General features: G+C 55.9%; 16 protein-coding genes. 5 read left to right on the forward strand and 11 right to left on the reverse strand.

What is annotated here, in order from left to right:
• Positions 1–137: 137 nt before the first annotated feature.
• Both R3F50_01130 and gap read right to left on the reverse strand, forming a co-directional pair.
• The gene (locus tag R3F50_01130; protein MEZ5488903.1) at positions 138–806 is read right to left on the reverse strand and encodes an alpha/beta fold hydrolase; all 669 of its coding nucleotides are present in this window, start codon (positions 804–806) and stop codon (positions 138–140) included.
• A gap of 12 nt (positions 807–818) precedes the next feature.
• The gene (gap, locus tag R3F50_01135; GenBank protein MEZ5488904.1) at positions 819–1844 is read right to left on the reverse strand and encodes a type I glyceraldehyde-3-phosphate dehydrogenase; all 1026 of its coding nucleotides are present in this window, start codon (positions 1842–1844) and stop codon (positions 819–821) included.
• Positions 1845–2098: 254 nt separating this feature from the next.
• On the opposite strand from gap, the gene R3F50_01140 reads away from it, so the two are divergent.
• A complete protein-coding gene (locus tag R3F50_01140) occupies positions 2099–3388 on the forward strand; it encodes an SGNH/GDSL hydrolase family protein (GenBank protein MEZ5488905.1) in 1290 nt (429 codons plus the stop codon).
• A gap of 197 nt (positions 3389–3585) precedes the next feature.
• On the opposite strand, the gene R3F50_01145 is transcribed toward R3F50_01140, so the two are convergent.
• The 4 genes from R3F50_01145 to R3F50_01160 form a co-directional block, all read right to left on the reverse strand.
• A complete protein-coding gene (locus R3F50_01145) occupies positions 3586–4443 on the reverse strand; it encodes a methyltransferase domain-containing protein (GenBank protein ID MEZ5488906.1) in 858 nt (285 codons plus the stop codon).
• 631 nt (positions 4444–5074) lie between these two features.
• On the reverse strand, positions 5075–5584 hold the full coding sequence (locus R3F50_01150) for a TlpA family protein disulfide reductase (GenBank protein ID MEZ5488907.1): 510 nt from the start codon (positions 5582–5584) through the stop codon (positions 5075–5077).
• Positions 5571–6842: a sialidase family protein gene (locus tag R3F50_01155; GenBank protein MEZ5488908.1), complete on the reverse strand. Its 1272-nt coding sequence runs from the start codon at positions 6840–6842 to the stop codon at positions 5571–5573. Before R3F50_01155 ends, R3F50_01150 begins: the two co-directional genes overlap by 14 nt.
• Before the next feature lie 99 nt (positions 6843–6941).
• Positions 6942–9221: a TonB-dependent receptor gene (locus R3F50_01160; protein MEZ5488909.1), complete on the reverse strand. Its 2280-nt coding sequence runs from the start codon at positions 9219–9221 to the stop codon at positions 6942–6944.
• 441 nt (positions 9222–9662) lie between these two features.
• Between R3F50_01160 and R3F50_01165 the strand changes: the two genes are divergently transcribed.
• Positions 9663–11900 carry a DUF5916 domain-containing protein gene (locus tag R3F50_01165; protein ID MEZ5488910.1) on the forward strand — a complete coding sequence of 746 codons (2238 nt, stop codon included), beginning with the start codon at positions 9663–9665 and terminating at the stop codon, positions 11898–11900.
• A 15-nt stretch (positions 11901–11915) separates the two neighbouring features.
• Here the strand turns inward: R3F50_01165 and R3F50_01170 are convergent, their stop codons facing one another.
• From R3F50_01170 to R3F50_01185, 4 genes are all read right to left on the reverse strand, one after another.
• Complete coding sequence (locus R3F50_01170; protein MEZ5488911.1) at positions 11916–12443, reverse strand: hypothetical protein; 528 nt, start codon at positions 12441–12443, stop codon at positions 11916–11918.
• 160 nt (positions 12444–12603) lie between these two features.
• Positions 12604–12966 carry a hypothetical protein gene (locus R3F50_01175; protein MEZ5488912.1) on the reverse strand — a complete coding sequence of 121 codons (363 nt, stop codon included), beginning with the start codon at positions 12964–12966 and terminating at the stop codon, positions 12604–12606.
• A gap of 2 nt (positions 12967–12968) precedes the next feature.
• A complete protein-coding gene (locus R3F50_01180) occupies positions 12969–13586 on the reverse strand; it encodes a sigma-70 family RNA polymerase sigma factor (GenBank protein ID MEZ5488913.1) in 618 nt (205 codons plus the stop codon).
• Positions 13583–13981 carry a hypothetical protein gene (locus tag R3F50_01185; GenBank protein ID MEZ5488914.1) on the reverse strand — a complete coding sequence of 133 codons (399 nt, stop codon included), beginning with the start codon at positions 13979–13981 and terminating at the stop codon, positions 13583–13585. Before R3F50_01185 ends, R3F50_01180 begins: the two co-directional genes overlap by 4 nt.
• 337 nt (positions 13982–14318) lie before the next feature.
• Here R3F50_01185 and R3F50_01190 point away from each other — a divergent pair, with 337 nt between their 5' ends.
• From R3F50_01190 to R3F50_01200, 3 genes are read left to right on the forward strand one after another with little or no spacing between them, the layout of a single operon-like run.
• Entirely contained in the window at positions 14319–14681 is a 363-nt protein-coding gene (locus R3F50_01190) for a DUF6249 domain-containing protein (GenBank protein MEZ5488915.1), read from the forward strand.
• A 7-nt stretch (positions 14682–14688) separates the two neighbouring features.
• On the forward strand, positions 14689–15279 hold the full coding sequence (locus tag R3F50_01195; protein MEZ5488916.1) for a sigma-70 family RNA polymerase sigma factor: 591 nt from the start codon (positions 14689–14691) through the stop codon (positions 15277–15279).
• Complete coding sequence (locus R3F50_01200) at positions 15276–15656, forward strand: hypothetical protein (protein MEZ5488917.1); 381 nt, start codon at positions 15276–15278, stop codon at positions 15654–15656. The genes R3F50_01195 and R3F50_01200 overlap by 4 nt, the downstream gene beginning before the upstream one ends.
• A gap of 99 nt (positions 15657–15755) precedes the next feature.
• On the opposite strand, the gene R3F50_01205 is transcribed toward R3F50_01200, so the two are convergent.
• The gene (locus R3F50_01205) at positions 15756–17774 is read right to left on the reverse strand and encodes a hypothetical protein (GenBank protein ID MEZ5488918.1); all 2019 of its coding nucleotides are present in this window, start codon (positions 17772–17774) and stop codon (positions 15756–15758) included.
• Positions 17775–17905: the final 131 nt, after the last annotated feature.

Genomic DNA, 17905 nt, shown 5'->3' on the forward strand with positions numbered 1-17905 from the left:
CGCTCTGCCCTGCCAGATCCCGGCCCCGCCGGGCTTTGATAAGGCACATTAAAACATTAGAGCCGAGTCTAAGGTCAAGTATTTCGAAATCTGCTGGTGCAGCCGGGTTGCCGGAACCAGACAGCCATCGCACCCGATCAGGAACCCAGGTTGGTTCGGAGCCAGGAGGAGATATCGGTCACCTCCTGCGGGCATACGGCATGCTCCATGGGGTAGGTAAGATACCGGGGGTTCAGGCCAAGGCTTTGCAGGGTGGAGACACTCCGCTGCCCCAGAATCTCCGGCACGACTGAATCGTGGCTGCCATGACAGACGAGTATGGGGATCTTCAGGTTATTGGGGCTGATACTGATCTGATTAGCCGTGGCAAAATAAGTGGAGAGCGCCAGAACCCCTCCCAGCGGTTCGGGATAGCTGAGGGCGGCGTGGTAGGCCACGGCCCCGCCCTGGGAGAAACCGGCCAGTATTATGCGACGACTGTCGACACCCCGCTCAATTTCCCGGTCTATCAGCAGCTGAATCTGCCGGGCCGATTCCAGCAGCTGGCCATCGTCCAGATCGCGATCCACATCGAAGCTGAAAATGTCGTACCAGGCCGGCATCACGTAACCGTTATTGATGGATACCGGGATCGAGGGCGCATGAGGGAACACAAAGCGGATTCCATAACTTTCCGCCAGCTCCAGTTGTGGCAGCAATGACGCAAAGTCACTGCCGTCCGCACCCAGCCCGTGAAGCCAGATGACGGACGCCGTGACGGGCGTGTAGCGAGGCTTTTCAATTTCGATTGCCGGTAAGTAGTCCATGGCGGGATTTTATCAGGCGTGGGCCTGCATGCCATCCATCTTGGCCAATCTTTCTATCAGCTCTTCTACCCGGGTGCTGTAACCCCATTCGTTGTCATACCAGGAAATCACCTTGACCAGGCGATCCTCGATAACCTGGGTCAGCAACGAATCAAAAACGCTGGAATGAGGGTTACCGATAATGTCACTGCTGACAATCGGGTCTTCGCAGTAGGCCAGGATCCCCTTCAGGGAGCCTTCGGCGGCCTGCTGCATGGCGGCATTGATTGCTTCGACGGTGACATCCCTGGTCAGTTCGACCGTCAGATCCACCAGGCTGCCGTCTGCTACCGGCACGCGCATGGCCAACCCATCCAGCTTGCCGGCCAGTTCCGGCATGACCAGGCCAATGGCCCGTGCCGCACCGGTGGAAGTCGGGACGATATTGGTGGCAGCGTTTCGCGAACGGCGCGGATCCTTGTGCGGTGCATCGATCAACCGCTGGTCGGAGGTATAGGCATGGACGGTGGTCAACAGGCCGCGCGCGATGCCGAAAGACTCATGCAACACCTTGGCCAGCGGCGCCGCACAGTTGGTGGTGCAACTGGCATTGCTGATTATGCGACTCTCCGGGGTAACGACATGGTCGTTAACGCCCGCCACCAGGGTGGCATCCAGTGGATCCTTGCAGGGGACCGTGAGTATCAGGCGCCTGGCGCCGGCATCCAGGTGCTTGTTGAGATCTTCCAGCTTGCGGAACGCCCCGGAGCTTTCGATCACGTAGTCGATCTCCATTTCCCGCCACGGCAGCCTGGCCGGGTCACGCTCCATAAGCACTTCGAACGGATCGCCGTCGATGGTCAGTGTGCTGCCTTCGCATTTCACGCTTCCGGGGTAGATCCCGTGAATGCTGTCGTACTTGAACGCATAGGCCAGTTGATCCGGCGACGACAGGTCATTGACCGCCACCACATCATAATGTTTTCGCAGTTTTGCGATGCGCATGATAGTCCGGCCGATTCTGCCGAACCCGTTAATTGCAATTCTTGGTGCTGCCATTGTGTTACCTCTTGGAACTACCATTAACCATTAATAAATAGCGTAGCCGGCTACAGGGGCATCGAAAAGCCTGCCCCTGTTCAGGTCTGACGGCTCTGGCTATCATACCGCCAGGGCGGCTGGATTGTACTTGCCGGATTTTAGACTGACAAAGCAAAATCTGTTCCGTCACGCAGCCGCGGCTAAGCCGTTGTAAGATTCTGCCATCAAACTCATTTATAAAATAAAAACAACCAGTTACCAGGATTCTCACCATGCAAAGACTGTACCGCTCCGTTGCCGCCAGGACTCATTCTGGTGCACAAGATACCATCCGCGCTGCCTGGAGATTACTCGGGGCAGGCAGCTTTCTCATCGCACTACTTCTTTATTTCAGCCCGCAGATACAGGCACAGGTCAGCCACGAGGATCCCGACTGGGTCACCACCTGGTCCGGCAGCCCCAGCACCCTGCCACCCGACGCACCGGCCGGGAGCGGTTACCAGAACCAGACCGTCCGGCTGATCGTGCATACCAGCGCCGGGGGCAGGGCAGTCCGTCTGCGCCTGTCCAATACCCATGGGGAAAAGCCCCTGGTCGTTGGATCCGTCACTGTAGCACGCCAGGCCAGCGGTGCGGAAATTGTCCCCGACAGCGTCCGGCAGGTCAGTTTTTCCAGCCGACAGTCCATCACCATTCCTCGCTGGGCGACGGTGATCAGCGATCCTATCGAAATGGACATCCCCCCCACCGCTAACCTGGCAGTCAGTCTCTACCTGCCCGAGGAAACCGGGTTCATCACGACGCACGCCCTGTCCAACCAGACCAATTACCTGTCCAGTGAAGGCAATCACGTCAACAGTCCGGCTCTGCCGGTGGCGAGCGAAACTACCGGCTGGCCGTTTCTGACCGCCATTGATGTCCTGCCTGAACAACCGGTCCGGACCATAGTCACCCTGGGGGATTCCATCACCGACGGCTGGGATTCCACCGAAAGCGCCAATCAGCGCTGGCCCAATCATTTTGCGCAGCGCCTTTACCAGAACAGCGGAATTGAAAACTTTGCCGTGGCCAATGCCGGTATCAGCGGCAACCGGGTGACTACGGAACAGAACCCCACCTTCGGGCAGAACCTGCAGGCGCGCTTTCAGCGCGACGTGCTGGCCCTCAGCAACGTCAGTCATATCATCCTGCTGGAAGGTATCAACGACATTGGCATGTCAGCGCGAAGTGCGCAGCCGATCGAGGCCGATCAGATCATCGACGGCTACCGCCAGATTATTGCCCGGGCCCATGCAAGGGGTATCAAGGTAATAGGTGCCACGCTACTCCCCTACGAGGGAGCTGCCTACTACACGGAGGCTGGAAATCAGGTGCGAGTGGAGGTCAATCATTTTATCCGCAGCAGCGGTGAATTCGACGGTGTTATCGAATTCGACAAGGCCGTTCAGGACCCGGCCAACCCCAATCGGATCAGGCCCGATTTCACAGCAGACAACCTGCACCCCAACGATGCCGGCTATCGTGCTATGGCGGAAATTATCAACCTGGCCCTGTTCGATTGACTAAGGAACCTGTGAGTAATTGCCGCAATGCTGCGCGGCAGTCTGTCGGCCGCCACTGCGACTTCTCACACCTGGCAAGGAAGTGACCACTGCCTGCCCACGACGCCTCGCCGTATAGCCCGACAGGTTCCGCCCGGCAAGGCCTTCAGACAAAATCGCTGGCTGGCCTGAAGACAGGCCTCCCCGACACGCCGGCCTCAGGCACGGCGGGCAGTAACAAACCACGTGGATGAGGGCCCCCAGACACCATCGTCTCTGAGGTACTTTTCCAGGGTACTGGCGAGGGCATCCTTGACCGGCTCGCGCAAAGCCTCGCCCTCTTCCCCTGCGAGGCGGATTATCTCGCCGGCCGGTCCCAGGGCCATGGCAAACTCGACCGCTTCCGTCAAGTCCTTGCCAATACAGATATCTGCGTCAAAGCGCTCGAAGCTGATGCCCTTGAACCCGGCGCTGTGCAGAAGATCGCTGACCATGTCCGGCCCTGACATGGAGAAAGGTCCGGGCCCGCAATGCACCTGCCCCGCGTCTTCATGGGAGACCACCGGGACAATTTCGCGAACGCACAGCTCCGCGTCATGGAGCCAGGGATTATCCTCCCGTTTGCGCCATACGATCATATCAAGACGACCACCAGCTTTCAGGCTGCGGTTGATATTGCCCATGGCGGCGCCGGGAAAGTTGAAGAACATGGTTCCAAAACGGGCAAAGGCATACTCATACGGGCCGGCCAGATCATCCCGCTCTACATCAGCCACCAGGAAATCCAGGTTCGCCAGGCCGGACTCCGCGGCGGCCTCGTGCGCCGCTGCAATGAAATTAGCTGCGCAGTCCACTCCGGTCACCTTCCCTTCCGGCCCGACCCGCGAAGCGATCTGCTGAGTGCTGTCGCCAAAACCACATCCGATATCGACGACCCGGGAGCCGGCTGGATGTATGTCACGCCCCAGCAGCTCATCGCTGTGAGCAGACAAGCCTTCCACCAGAAGGTGCCTGAACCGCGAAAACTTTTCGAACAGCACCGTATTCCAGGCTTCTATGATAACGTCATTTTCCAATGGCCATACCCCCGCTTCCCCGCCGTGGTAAAGACTTGAGGAGCCTCTGATCAATTGCCGCTGGGTTTGCGGCAGTTAAAAGGTTATTTAAGAAGCATAGTGATCCGCGAATGCCAGGTCCATGGTTTTTTCGAAACCAGGGGATGTTGGCAGGCCAGAGATCGGCAGTTCCTGCAAAGTCAGGCAAGCCCCCGGGCAGGGGCTGGTAGATGTTGACAACCAGCATCTGAGCGAAACTGGATACAGAAAAAACTAACATTACTGCTGCGATTATTAATCTCATTATTTTTACCTTCTTTTAGTTTGAATGTAGTTCAACTTATCCTGGGAACAACGGACCACACCGCAAGACAGGTTCAGTAGATTGAAGTGACCGGTGTGTGTCTATGGTGTGGCCGCCCCATAGTGACGGAAACGCGAAAAACCCAGGGAAATCAGGGTTATTGATTTCCTGAGAAAATCTCTCTTGCGCTGTTGGAATGATGATTTCAAATATGAAATCGATGAATTGCACGGGGATAGGGCTACCAGATTGGAGACTCTGGCTTTACATGCCCACTTCAAAAACTACACTGACAACGCTAAGACGGCAGAAAAGGAAGGAATTTACAGTACGTTTCGATTCATCACATTACGGGCCAGAGAACAGCAGCTCTTGCCTGAACCAGCTTTGCAGAAGCGCTTTATCCACGATACCGCTGTGGGATTTCACGCTATGACTGGCATCAAAGAAGTAACTGCGGGGTAATTCTCCGTACCACCCTGGGTCGATGCTGAATCTGAGTCGTTCGACGAAGCTGTCCGCAAACATCCAGGACTCCATGTCGGCGAGTTGAAAGTCTTCCAGAAAATCGAGGGCGAATTCACGATCCTCAATCGGATCGGTAGAGATCAGGACATAGGGCAGGTCCGGGTTCAGCTTAAGCACCTCGCCCATGAACTGCAGCTCCGCCAGACAGGGCGGACAGTCGACTGACCACAGGCCGACCAGAAATTCTTCGCCTGCATACGCGGCCTTTATCTGCTCGAATGAGTCCGACGTGAATGCCTTGAAGTTATCCGCCCGGACTGTAGTTACCGTTAAAAGAGCGGCAACGAGCAACAGCAGTTGTACAAGGTGTCTACCACTATTCCGCTGCATTGATACTCCACCCCTCGCCCGAGGGCGCGAACTGCTCAAAAATATAGCCTTTCTCCTCAGTCAGCCAGCTGAGAAAAAGCCCCTGATCGCTTTTAACGATCAATGGATGATCGGAACCCTGAACAGTTGTCATCAGACTGACCGGTTTTGACCAGGTCCGCCCGTCATCCTGCGATGTCATCAGATTTATCAGGGACTGCTGACCATCAAACCCCTTCCAGACCAGGTAGAGAGTGCCTGCAAAGGTCTGCAGGTAAGGATGACCCGCCCCGGGATTACCGTCGATGCGAAGAACATCCCGGGTTTGCTGTTCGGTAAACGAGTAGCGGCCGTAATAAATACCCTGATGAAGATCACCATTGCTAAACCAGCTCAAATGGTAATCAGCGGATTGGTCAGACTGGACCATGGTCGGACCGTGGTGTGGGCAGGCATTGATATGCCATTCATCGTAGCTCGCCCGGTTCATGTCCTCTACCCTGCCATCGGGAGTCAAAACTGCTATCGCGTGATCCCTCGTATCGGCACCGAAAATGTGACGCCATAAAATCGTTACCTTATCAGTGCCATTTGGCGCCATGGCAATACGACAGCATTCACAACTGTGATTGGCCACGCGGTAATTCGCTGAGAATGTTTTCCCCTGATCACTGGAAACTGCATAGTAAACTGCCGCGCCGGTGTAAGATTCGCCAGCCTTCTCGCTGGCTTCAAGGTCCCGCTTGTCGATCCAGGTCAGATAAAGCAGCCCTGATTCAGTTTGGAACAGGCTTTCAAAGCGATGCCCCGCAAACAGACCATCATCGTTGATGGTTCGCGGCTCGCTGAATGTGCTGCCGCCATCGATGGAGCGACTGAAGCGAATCTCCCCGGTGAATCGGGGCGAGGTCTTGAGTGTCCAGGAAACGTAAAGAGTGGAATCCTGATCAACCAGGATCTTGGGGCGATTCTCGCCATTGAACTCAGCATCCTCCGGCACCGGGTTTACGGCAACCGGCACCGAGAACGAGGCACCCAGGTCAGAAGAGTGGCTGACAAAAACCTGCTGGTCCTGCACGAAAGCCACCCAGAGTCGGCCGCTCTGATCGAAAGTGGCACTGGGCGCACCACCACAGTGAACCGAGATCGAGTCGGGCAGGCCTGCCGCCAGACAGCCATCGCTCTGAGCTTGCGTGGCGGACGCCAGGCCCAGCAGCATTAACAACACGAAGAAGGACAGGGACCGGTATCTGTTTCGCCACGTTGATCTATGTATCATGATTTCTCTCATCCAACAGTTCACATTTCTCATCTGTCAGTTGTCAGCGCTCAGCCCACGACTCTCTAGCGAACGCCCTACCCGACCTGCAGCAATCGGCTAGAAATCATAGGCCATGTTCAGGTAGAGAGATCGTCCCGGCCAGGGGTGGGCCACATAGGCGACTTCATCAGTCACATTGTCGACACCAAGCCCCAGCGACAAGCCGCTGGCGAAACGGTAGGTGGATTTTACCCCAAGCCGACTGTATCCGTCCTGCGCGCCGTACACATTGTCTTCCCTGTCAGTATTGTCAATCAAACCAAAGCTATCACTGGCATACTGGTAGTTGGCCCCTACATCCCAGCTACTGGACAGGTGATAAGTCGCCAGCAGATTGACTCGCCAATCGGGCATTCGAGGGTAGACATTTCCTTCCAAGGTCGGGTTTGGATCATTCTTAACGATTTCGGAATCCGTGTAAACGGCATTGAAACGAACATCCAGATTGGGAACAAACAGGTCCGCCGCGTTAGTGATGAATTCCACGCCACTGGTCCTCAGCTCATCAACTGGAATGAATGTTCTCAGAGATATGCCGCTGTCCAGGGTGGCAGCCTGGGATTCAATGGCATCCTTAACTTCTTCGTAGAAGTAGTTTACGCGAACATACCCGTTGGGAATGGCCCTTTCGATCATGAAGTTGTGGTGCAATCCGTCTTCCGGCTTCAGATCCGGGTTGGACAGAGCAACTGCGTTGAAGGCCTCAAACTGGCTGAACAGTTCTTCGACGATCGGGAACCGATAGGCCTTGGCTATAGAGTATCGGTACGACCAATCCTCATTCGGCTGGTAACCGAGGGAAAACTTGGGCGATATTTTACGGTCAGAACCAGACGGCACCCGGGTCAGGTCGAACTCAGGCGTAAGTGGGTCGTCATTATCAAAATAGCCATTACTGCTTTCAAAGTCCTCCCAGCGTAGACCAAAGGCAGCATCCCAGTTATCGGCAAATTGCCAGTTGAACTGGGCAAAGGCGGCGAGAATTTCAGTTTCTCCACCACTGCGCGCGGTAAACGCATCTTTGCTGCCTGCTGCATAATTACTGGAATCAAAGATGTCCAGATTCAATTCATAGGATTCCCTGCGCAAGCCCGTGACCAGGCCCAGCCCAGGCACACCCAGGTCATCGAAATAGAGTTTTACTTCCGCGGTATTCCACCCGGTATCACCGAAGTCGGTAACCTGACCCGCCAGGCTGTGAAGGGGATCGTCCGGGTGGGATCCGGAAGCCCGGGTCTCATCTCGCAGCACGGTAAACTGATTGACATTGGCCTCCAGTTCAATGGATTCGGTCAACTGCCCTCGCAGCCGCAAGCCAACCGACAGACTGCGGCGCTCCAGATCGCTGGTCGCGAACCGACTCGCCGGCACGGAAAACTGGCGGCCGTTCTCAATGACATTGCCACGGTAGACAGGATTTCCCGACTGGTCGCGCAGGTAGGTATTGGCAGCGTCCTCGACAGTATTCCGGTCCTCGTAGGCCACGTTCAGCAATGTGGACCAATTGCCGAAATCATGTCCCAATTTGAACTTGTAGTTATTGGTGACCGCGTCAACCACCCCGGTATCCATGAACCAGTTTCGAGACCTGCTGCGCTCATCGTTACCTACAATGCTTCCAGTCACCGGTATCGGATTGGAGGCAGAGCTTGACCCACCGAATCGGAAAATCTGTGGCTGCGACTCGTTTTCCAGGCGGTTGACCGACAGGTAGTAGCTGGTATTGCCAACCTTGTCACCAAAAGACATGAACGATTTATAACCGGAAACCGTGTCGTCAAACCCGTAAGCATCAAACGACTGACTGAAATAGGAACTGTCGAAATGAAACTCCCGATCCTGCGGGATCGCCGTTTCAATTTCAATGACCCCCCCCATGGAATTGCCCCCGTATTCCGCAGAAAAAGGTCCGTATAAGACCTCTACCCGGGCTATTTCACTGGCCGACACCATGTTCCAGCGGGGCGCGCCGTTCCAGCGTGACTGCAGAAAATAATGTAGCGGCACTCCATCGGCAAACACCATGGAGCGGGAGGTCTGGAACATGTTGGAACCGCGCATGCCCATCACGCCGTTCGAATCACCGATGAAGCGTCGCCGGATGACCAGGCTCGGTTCGAACTTCACAACGTCTTCGGTAGTGGCAACGTTAATGCTGGCAAAATCTTCCTGGGTCAGGATACTGCTGGGGCTGAGGTTGGAAAATGTGCGATCACTCTCCGAACCCCAGACAACGATTTCCTCCACGACGCCCTCAGCAGCGACGAGTGGTTGCACAGCTACAACCGTGGCAGCCAAAGCAACTGAGAACGCGAGCGGCTTTTTAATCGCCAACACGATGCATACCTCCGAAAAATAAGGATTCTGAAATTCGGGAGGAGTCTAGCGGGAAAGATCTGAGATTGGGATGTGACATAGTGCCGCACCGGGATCCGGGAGACCGTGTTTATTGGCCCTGATCAAGAAATCACAGAAGGCAGGAACCTCAGGCGTGTGTCTGAAGCATCCTCGGGGAAAAGTACGGCCACGTTACCACGAGTAACGGGCTCACAAACAGAGACCCCGGCCTGGGCCGGGGTCTGGCCTGCACTGCAATTTGTTACTTCCAGAACGAACGCAGAGATTGTCCCGCGAGCACTCTTCGGCTAACTTACGCACTTTTGTACAGGGCTTTGCAGCCAGGGTGCCCACTATCTGCGGTAACTTTAACCGGAACCTTTCACCGGGGTTCTGACTCCCGAACTCTGTGCCTGCCACAATAATAAAAAAGGAATGAAAATGATTTACCTGCCTGGTCTCATTTCCACGCATCGACTGCTGCTGTGTCTGGGAATTACTCTGTGTCTGGTGCCGGGCAGCAACGCCCAGGAAATAATTACCCGGCGGGTTAACCCCGGTACCACGGCCATGCCGCTGGCCAACCCTCCGACCATCGATGGCGACGTGCTTGACGATCCGGCCTGGGCCCAGGTGCCGCCCACCAGCGGTTTCTCCCAGGTGCAACCTGACGAGGGGGAGCCGGCAACCCAGCGCACCGAGGTGTGGATCGGCTACACCAGCGAGGCCCTTTACATCGGAGTGGTGGCCTACGATGACAACCCGGCGGGCATCATCGTCGCCGACAGCCGGCGTGACTCTTCCATGGATGAAACCGACAGTTTTCAGGTGATTATCGATGGCCTGCTGGACCGCCAGAACGGACTGGTGTTCGGCACCAACCCGGCTGGCATAGAATACGACGCCCAGGTAACCAATGAAGGCTCCGGCGGTGGTTTTCGCGGCGGCGGCGGTGGGTTCAACCTGAACTGGGATACCACCTGGGAGGTGGATGCCAAAATCGGCGACTACGGCTGGAGCGCCGAGATGGAAATACCGTTCAGTGCGCTGCGCTACGGTTCGGCACCCGAACAGACCTGGGGCATCAACTTTCAGCGCACCATCCGCCGCAACAACGAGGTCGCCTACTGGGCACCGCTGGACCGACAGTACAATCTGCAGCGGGTCTCCGAAGCGGGCACCGTCCAGGGGCTGAGACCGCCACCCCGGCGCAGCCTGCAATTCACTCCCTACGCGCTGGTGGCGGCGGAGCGTGGTGGCACCATCACCTCCGGCACCCGGACAAACGAAGAAGTCGGTTTTGATCTTAAATGGGGAATGTCGCCCAGCCTCACGCTGGATGCCACCTACAACACCGATTTCGCCCAGGTCGAAGTGGACGATCAACAGGTCAACCTGGATCGCTTCAGCCTGTTCTTCCCCGAAAAGCGCCCCTTCTTCCTGGAGAACGCCGGCACTTTCGGGGTGGGCAACCCCAGAGAAGCCGAACTGTTTTTCAGCCGCCGCATTGGCGTCGGTCCTGGCGGCGCTTCGATACCTATCGAGGGGGGCGCGCGACTGACCGGTAAGGTTGGCCGAAACACCAACGTCGGACTGCTGCGCATGCGCACTGAGGCTACAGAAGAACTGGCCCCACAGAATGATTTCACCGTGGTGCGGGTCAACCAGGAACTGGCCAACCGGTCGACGCTGGGTTTCATGTATGTAGAACGAGACGGCAATGGTCTGATAAACGGCAATGCCAGCGACGACTACAACCGCACCTACGCCGTCGACGGCCGTCTGGGCATCGGCGAAGACGGCAGGATTTCAGGCTGGGTGGCGCAAACCGATACACCAGGGCTTGAAGGCAATGACCTGGCGGCCAATATCCGGGCCCAGTACAACGATGAGGACTGGGACCTCAGCGCCGGTTACACGGAGGTGCAGAGCAACTTCAACCCCGAAGTGGGTTTCCTGTCCCGGCGCGAATACCGCAAGTACGAGTGGCGCGTGTTCCGCCGCTACCGGCCGGACGATTTCATGAACCTCTACGAGATACGTCCCCATGCCAACGGCCACCGGTACTATGACTTCGACGGCTATCTGCAGACCGGCTACCTGCATATAGACAGCCATTGGGAGTTCGCCAACACCATGGAGATTCACACAGGTGTTAACTTCACAGAAGAAGGCGTGCAGGAGCCATTCGAAATTGTCGACGATGTCGTGGTACCAGTGGGGCGCTACAAACACAATGAATCGCAGCTGGTTTTCCAGACCAACCAGGGGGCACCGCTGAGCTTCTACATCCAGAGCCGGATCGGCGGTTTTTTTGGCGGCGATCGGGTCAGCCTGTCGCCCCGGATCAACTACCGGATCGGCGAACGCTTCAGCACCGAACTGTCCTGGAATCACAGCGATATCGAGCTGCCGGTGGTCAATGGCGACTTCAAGGTCGATGTCGGACAGTTGCGACTGTCTTATTCCTTCACCCCGCGGATCCTGCTGCAGACCCTGGTTCAGTACAATAATCAGGCCGACACGGTGGCCGCGAATGTGCGCTTTGCCTGGCTGCAGTCGGCCAACGCCGGCTTGTTCCTGGTCTATAACGAAGTGGATGAGATGGGTTTCAAACTGCGGGACAATGCCCGGCAGTTCATCATCAAGTACAGCCGGATTCTGGATTTCTTTAACTGACCGGAGAATAGCAGATTAAGGTGTATAAAATTTCCACTGCCCCTCGACGCGAGCCAGATAGACGTAGCCGACTGTCTGTCGGACACTAGTTCTGGCGGTGGCATCCAGGCACCACAGAATGGTGACAATCACATCAGGCGCGAAGTTTGCGAAGCGCGCTGCCAGGCCGGCGTGCACGTCGTTGGCAGGATTGAACGGCGCTTGAATTATAAACTTGCTGCCTTCGGGATTCAGTTCCAGGGAGCGCAGTTGATTGAAAAATCCGTACAGATCCCGGTACCGCTGCGAATCGGAAACAACGGCCTGGAGTGTCGAGTCGTCGGCGGCCTGAGCAGCAGCGTAGGCCTGCTGGAACAGCGCAATCTGCTGGGCACCTAGCGGCAAGGCTTCAACCTCATTCCACCCCAGCGACCGCGCACAAGCCGACTCGCTCAGTTGCTGCAGTGGTGTGAATATCTCCGCAAAACTTGGCTGCTGGGCAGCAATATTGCCGTTGGCGGCCAGAAAAGCAAACAGTAGAATTTGCCCAGAAAGTTTACTCATCGGTACATACCTCGACAGGGTGTCTTCGAGCATACTTGAAGTTTCGATCGGCTTCAAACCTGCCATCATTTTAGTCACTTCGATGACTATACCCGTCCGACTGTTTCCCATGGGTTCACAGCCATACTCGAGCAAAACACCGGTCTGATTCACGTTAACGTCAAGTTGTGTAAGAAGAATGGCGTACTTTGTCCCAACTCATTTTCAGGCCCTTGCCAATAATCACCAACAGAGTCGCCAGGTTGTTAACTGGCGCAAGAATCCAGCTTATGGAACTGTCACCCAGATCGATCAGTTCAATATTCAATACCTGAGTCAAAACCAGAGCAACCGGTTGCAGAGCCTGTAGAAATTGTGAGGTTATTGCCAGAAGCGCGGATGCCACCAGCACAACGACAAGGAGCCTTTGTATATTACGCCTGCGCCTTAACTGCATCACCTGATTGGTGAATCCCGAGTCATCGAGTGTTTCATCAGCCCTGGCAAACAATCCCTGCAGGTGAGGATCCCGCTCATTACTCATGTTCACTGCTCCCGGTTTGAGTTGTCCTGGTAGGCTGCCAGGAGGTGTCTCAGCTTTTCACTACCCCGTTTGATATGGGATTTGACCGTGCCCATCGGCAGCTCCATGACCCGGGAAATCTCATCGTGAGACATCCCCTCGTGGTATGACAATACGATACACGATCGCACTGCAGGTGAAAGCACGGATAATGCTGCATCAAGGTCTATCACTTTGGTGGTAGCGTCCCGACTGCCGGCATCCGCTTCCTCCAGTTCGTTGGCGTTACGCAGCGCATCGTGTTTACGCAGGTGTTGAAGCCAGACAGATACTGCTATTTTTTTCAGCCAGCCTCCAAAGGCATCCGCCTTCCGCAGGGCTTTCAGGCTGGTCCACATTTTAAGAAACACCTGCTGGGCAAGATCGTCTGCCAGATTACTGTCGCCACAGAATCGCCGCATCAGGTTCCTTATCGAAGACTGACGCCTTCTCACCAGTTCTTCGAACGCGGCATCGTCACCGTCACGCGCGAGGCTGACGATCAACGCTTCAGGGCATTCGGGATAATAATCCCTGGCAACTCGCAAAAGATGCTCTCCTGGATCGGTGGCTTCAGTTCCATGAACCTTTGGCGCGCTCACTCATACCAGCGTTCCGTATATCTGGCTGCTGCCAGGAAACCCAACCCGAGAACAGCAAGCAGGCCGGCAACACCGAGCATCAACACTCGCGCGTCCGACGAAATAAATCCAAGTGCGAAGGCAAACACCACCATCCCGGCGGCAACGGGCAATATCCACAACGCCGTCACTTTGAAATCCCTGTCCACTCTGCCACTGCCACTGCTGGTGACAGCGGACAGTTTCTCCAGCAATTCATCGTCAAGCGGATGACCACTCTCGATCGCTCGCCTTATGGTCTCATGCTGACTCTCGCGCTTGCGAATGCCGTCCCAGTACGAGGCGACCACTGCCGAAGCAACAAAACCCCAGAAGGCCAGGGCTGCCAGTCCCCCTCCAAGCCCAAAATTATCCATAGCGTTCTCCATTTTTCAGATCGTTGCAGTAATAGAGATGCACGATTCCCCTAATTGGATGCAGCAAAGTATTTCTTCTACAAAAACCAGCCGGCGTGAGTTACACCATTGATCTCCGGAATGTGAACCCCACAGACCCCTGTATAATACATACGTGGTTCCAGCCCGCCTCCTCCTCCGCCCATTGCGTTTCGATACGAAGATCAGCTGGCATGGCGTGTTGTGCAGGCTATTGGCCCCTCGCTTTTTATTGCCGCTAAAAAGCCTCCCCCGCCATGCATCCAACAGGGCACTGAGAAACATCCTGGCTCTATACTAATGCAGAGGAGAAAGTGATATGGGTGAACTCATTGGACTGACAGCGGTGATTTTTGGAATCGGAGGGCCGATACTGGTCATCTACCTGTTTCTATTATTCGCTAATAAGAGACTCGCGCTGAAGACTGAAACTCTGATAAAGATCGTTGAACACGGCGCCACGGTCGAACCGGACATGCTGAGGGTACTGAATGAGCCCGCTGGACCTGAAGCAGATCTGCGCAGGGGCCTGATCTGGCTGGCAATAGGCATTCCCGCAGTATTCAGCCTGTTGATGCTGCCGGAAGGTCCACCCTGGGTGCTGGGTCTGATACCCGTTTTTATCGGGATTGCCTATTTGATCATGATGAAACTGGCCGCAGACCCGAACAACGGGAAATGAAAGCTATTTGACTGACACGCTGAAGGAAAAATCGCTCCTGTTCCGGGTGCAGACCACCCGGGACAGGGAGGCTTTCGCAGAGCTGGTGGCGCTGAATCAATCACGGCTGCGCCTGTTCCTGTTACGTCTGTGTCGCAATCATGCCCTCGCCGACGATATAGCGCAGGAAACTTTTGTCACTGCCTACCAACGAATTGGCACTTTTACAGGCACCGGGAGTTTCCAGGGCTGGTTGATACGTATCGCCCACCGTCGCTTCCTCCTGCATCTGCGGCAGGAAAAGCGGGAACAGAGAGTACTCTCAGATCTTCAGCAGTCTACCGGCCCGGACGCACACCACTACGAAGCCATTACACCTTTGCAGAAAGACCTCGAACGCGCCTTTTCCTCGCTTACCCCCGGAGAAGCCGCCACAATCACACTGTGTCACAGTTATGGGTTTTCCCATCAGGAAGTGGCTGATATTCTGGACACTCCCCTTGGTACAGTTAAATCACAGATCAGGCGGGGATTGGAAAAACTACGCTCGATCCTTGTCGAAACGCCTGGAACAAGTGACACACCCGACGCAGGAACCAATCGAAAGGAGGCGGTATGAGCAACCATTATTTGTCTGACAAAGACCTCGAACAGCTGCTCGAGTGTCCACCGTCAATCCGGGATGATGGCTTTACCCGGCTGGTTGACTCCCGTCTGGAAGGAAAGGCAGCCACCCGCAGGAAAGTCTTCGCAGCCGCCGGGTTGGTGTGGTTGATTATTTTTCTGGCCGATTTTCCTTTGCGTGAGCCAACCTACTATACCGGGAAGCTGAGATTGCTCGGTTCCCGGATAGAAAATGTGATACCCGACCTCTTCAATATCCAACCGGATACCCTGCTCCCTGGTCTGGCCAGCCAACCGGGGATATTACTGGGTATTCTGATTCTTTTCTCCAGCGCAATTGCGCTGCTTTCAGCTCAGCTCCTTAACAGATAACGCCCGGCAGGAGTATGCGTTCTCGGGATTCATCAGCGGATTCCCGGGCAAAAAAAAGGCAACCTGTCGGTTGCCTTTTTTACTTCAACCACTGCTCTTTTAGTGAGCGGCGCCACCTGACATGCCTGCATCCCAGCCTGGCAGAGCCATGGTGCTGATCGAGCCACCGGTCTGCAGCAGGATGAACTGATGCCCATTATGGACATAAGTCATCATGCCGTAGCGGCTGTTTGCCGGCGCATCGATAACCCCAATGGTTTCACCGCTGGCCTTGTCGATAGCCCACAACGCCGGGCTGCCGTCACTGCGCTGTGAGGCGTAGATCACCAGGGATTCGGTCACCACCATCGGCACGTGGGCCCCGGTGCCGGTTTCACCCACATCAACGCCTTCCAGAGCCGGGTTGTTGCGAATGCGATCCGGGGTTTCGCCGGTGGGGATTTCCCACAGGTGGTCGCCGGTGTTCATGTCAATCGCCACCAGGGAACTGTAAGGCGGCTTGAAGATCGGCAAACCGCTGCGCAGCCTTGGGCCACCGCGGCCGGCGCCAACCGCGTAGGCGGCCAACGTGGTTCCAGTAGGTGCCGCGTACTGAGTGTCAGCTTCCTCACCTGGGACGATGGTTCGTGAGGAACAGCCTTTATGGGTAGTAATGTACATGATGCCCGACTCAGGATCGGCGGCTGCCGGACCGGAAATATTGACACCACCGGTATCGCCAGGACACCAGAATGCACCCAGCTTGCCCTCGTCGTTGTCACGGTGCAGGGGCGGCTGAAACAGCGGACCGTAGTCATACTGTGCCAGTACCTCCAGCGCTTCCCTGCGCAGTTCCGGAGTAAAATCAATCAGCTCGTCCGGGGTCACTTCCTGCAGGGTATAAGCTGCTGGCTTGGTGGGGAAAGGCTGAGTCGGTGACAGTTTTTCACCGGGTATTTTTGAAGCCGGAACCGGCCGCTCGACAATCGGCCACAGGGGCTCGCCGGTTTCGCGATTGAACGCGTAAACAAAACCCTGCTTGGTGGCCTGGGCCACGGCAGGAGTCGGCGCGCCATCCAGGTTCACATCCAGCAGGATCGGCGCAGTCGGCGTGTCGTAGTTCCAGATATCGTGATGCACCAGCTGGTAGTGCCAGGCTCGCTCGCCGGTCTGAGCATTCAGGGCAATCAGACTGGTGCTGAACAGGTTGTCCCCAGGGCGGAAACCACCGTAAAAATCCACTGTGGCACCGTTAGTGGGTATGTAAACCAGGTCCAGCTCCGGATCGGCGGCCATGGGCGCCCAGGAGGAGACGTCGCCGGTCCATTGCCAGGCATCGTTTTCCCAGGTTTCGTGACCGTACTCGCCAGGCCGGGGAATCACATTGAATTTCCACTTGAAGGCCCCGGTTTTTGCGTCATAGGCAAGAATATCGCCGGGAATGTTCTCGATGCGCGCCTGGTGGTAGCCCTGCTCTGCCGAGTTACCTACCACAACCGTATCGTTAACCACGATCGGTGGTGAGGAAGACGTGATATAGCCGGTTTCAAGGGGAATACCGTCATAAGGATCGTAGGGGTGGCCCAGGTCAGCCAGCAGGTCCACTACGCCGGTCTGGGGAAAACCTTCAACCGGAACCGGGCTGCCGAAATTTTCCAGCGGCGAGCAGGTCTCGAAATCCAGCGCCACCAGGAAAAAACCCGGTGTGGTGATATAAATCACCTTGCGCCCGTCAACTTCGCTGAGTGCTACACCCTTGCCGTAATCCTTGCGCATGGAGTACTCATAGCGGTAGGTATTGGGCAAGCGGAAAGAGCACACCGTTTGACCGGTCTGGGCATCTGCCACGACGACATGACGGCGGGGGCCGGCCACAAAAACAAGCTTGCCATCCACGTAACTTGGTGTCGCACGGCCACTCTGGGCGTCGAAACTGGAGCCATCCCAGACCCAGGCCTCCTCCAGTTCGCCGAAGTTCTGGGCCGTAATCTGGTCAGCCTCGGAATAGCGGGTATGGGCATAATCGCTGCCCAGGGTCCACCACTCCACCGTATCCTGATTCTGGGCACTGGCCACACCGGCTGACACGCCCAGCAGGCCTGCCATCAGCACACATGCGCCCTTCTTAGTCATTTTCATCATTGGTATCCTCGTTGCTTCAGATACTTCGTGTGGGCTGCCGTTGATTCAGACCTCGGCAACCCAGAGGAAAGGTTACTAAAACCATTTATTATTCATAGGGTTAAGGTAGATATTCGCAATTCCGCGAG

It is taken from the genome of Gammaproteobacteria bacterium (genome assembly GCA_041395725.1).
GTDB lineage: Bacteria > Pseudomonadota > Gammaproteobacteria > Pseudomonadales > Pseudohongiellaceae > NORP240.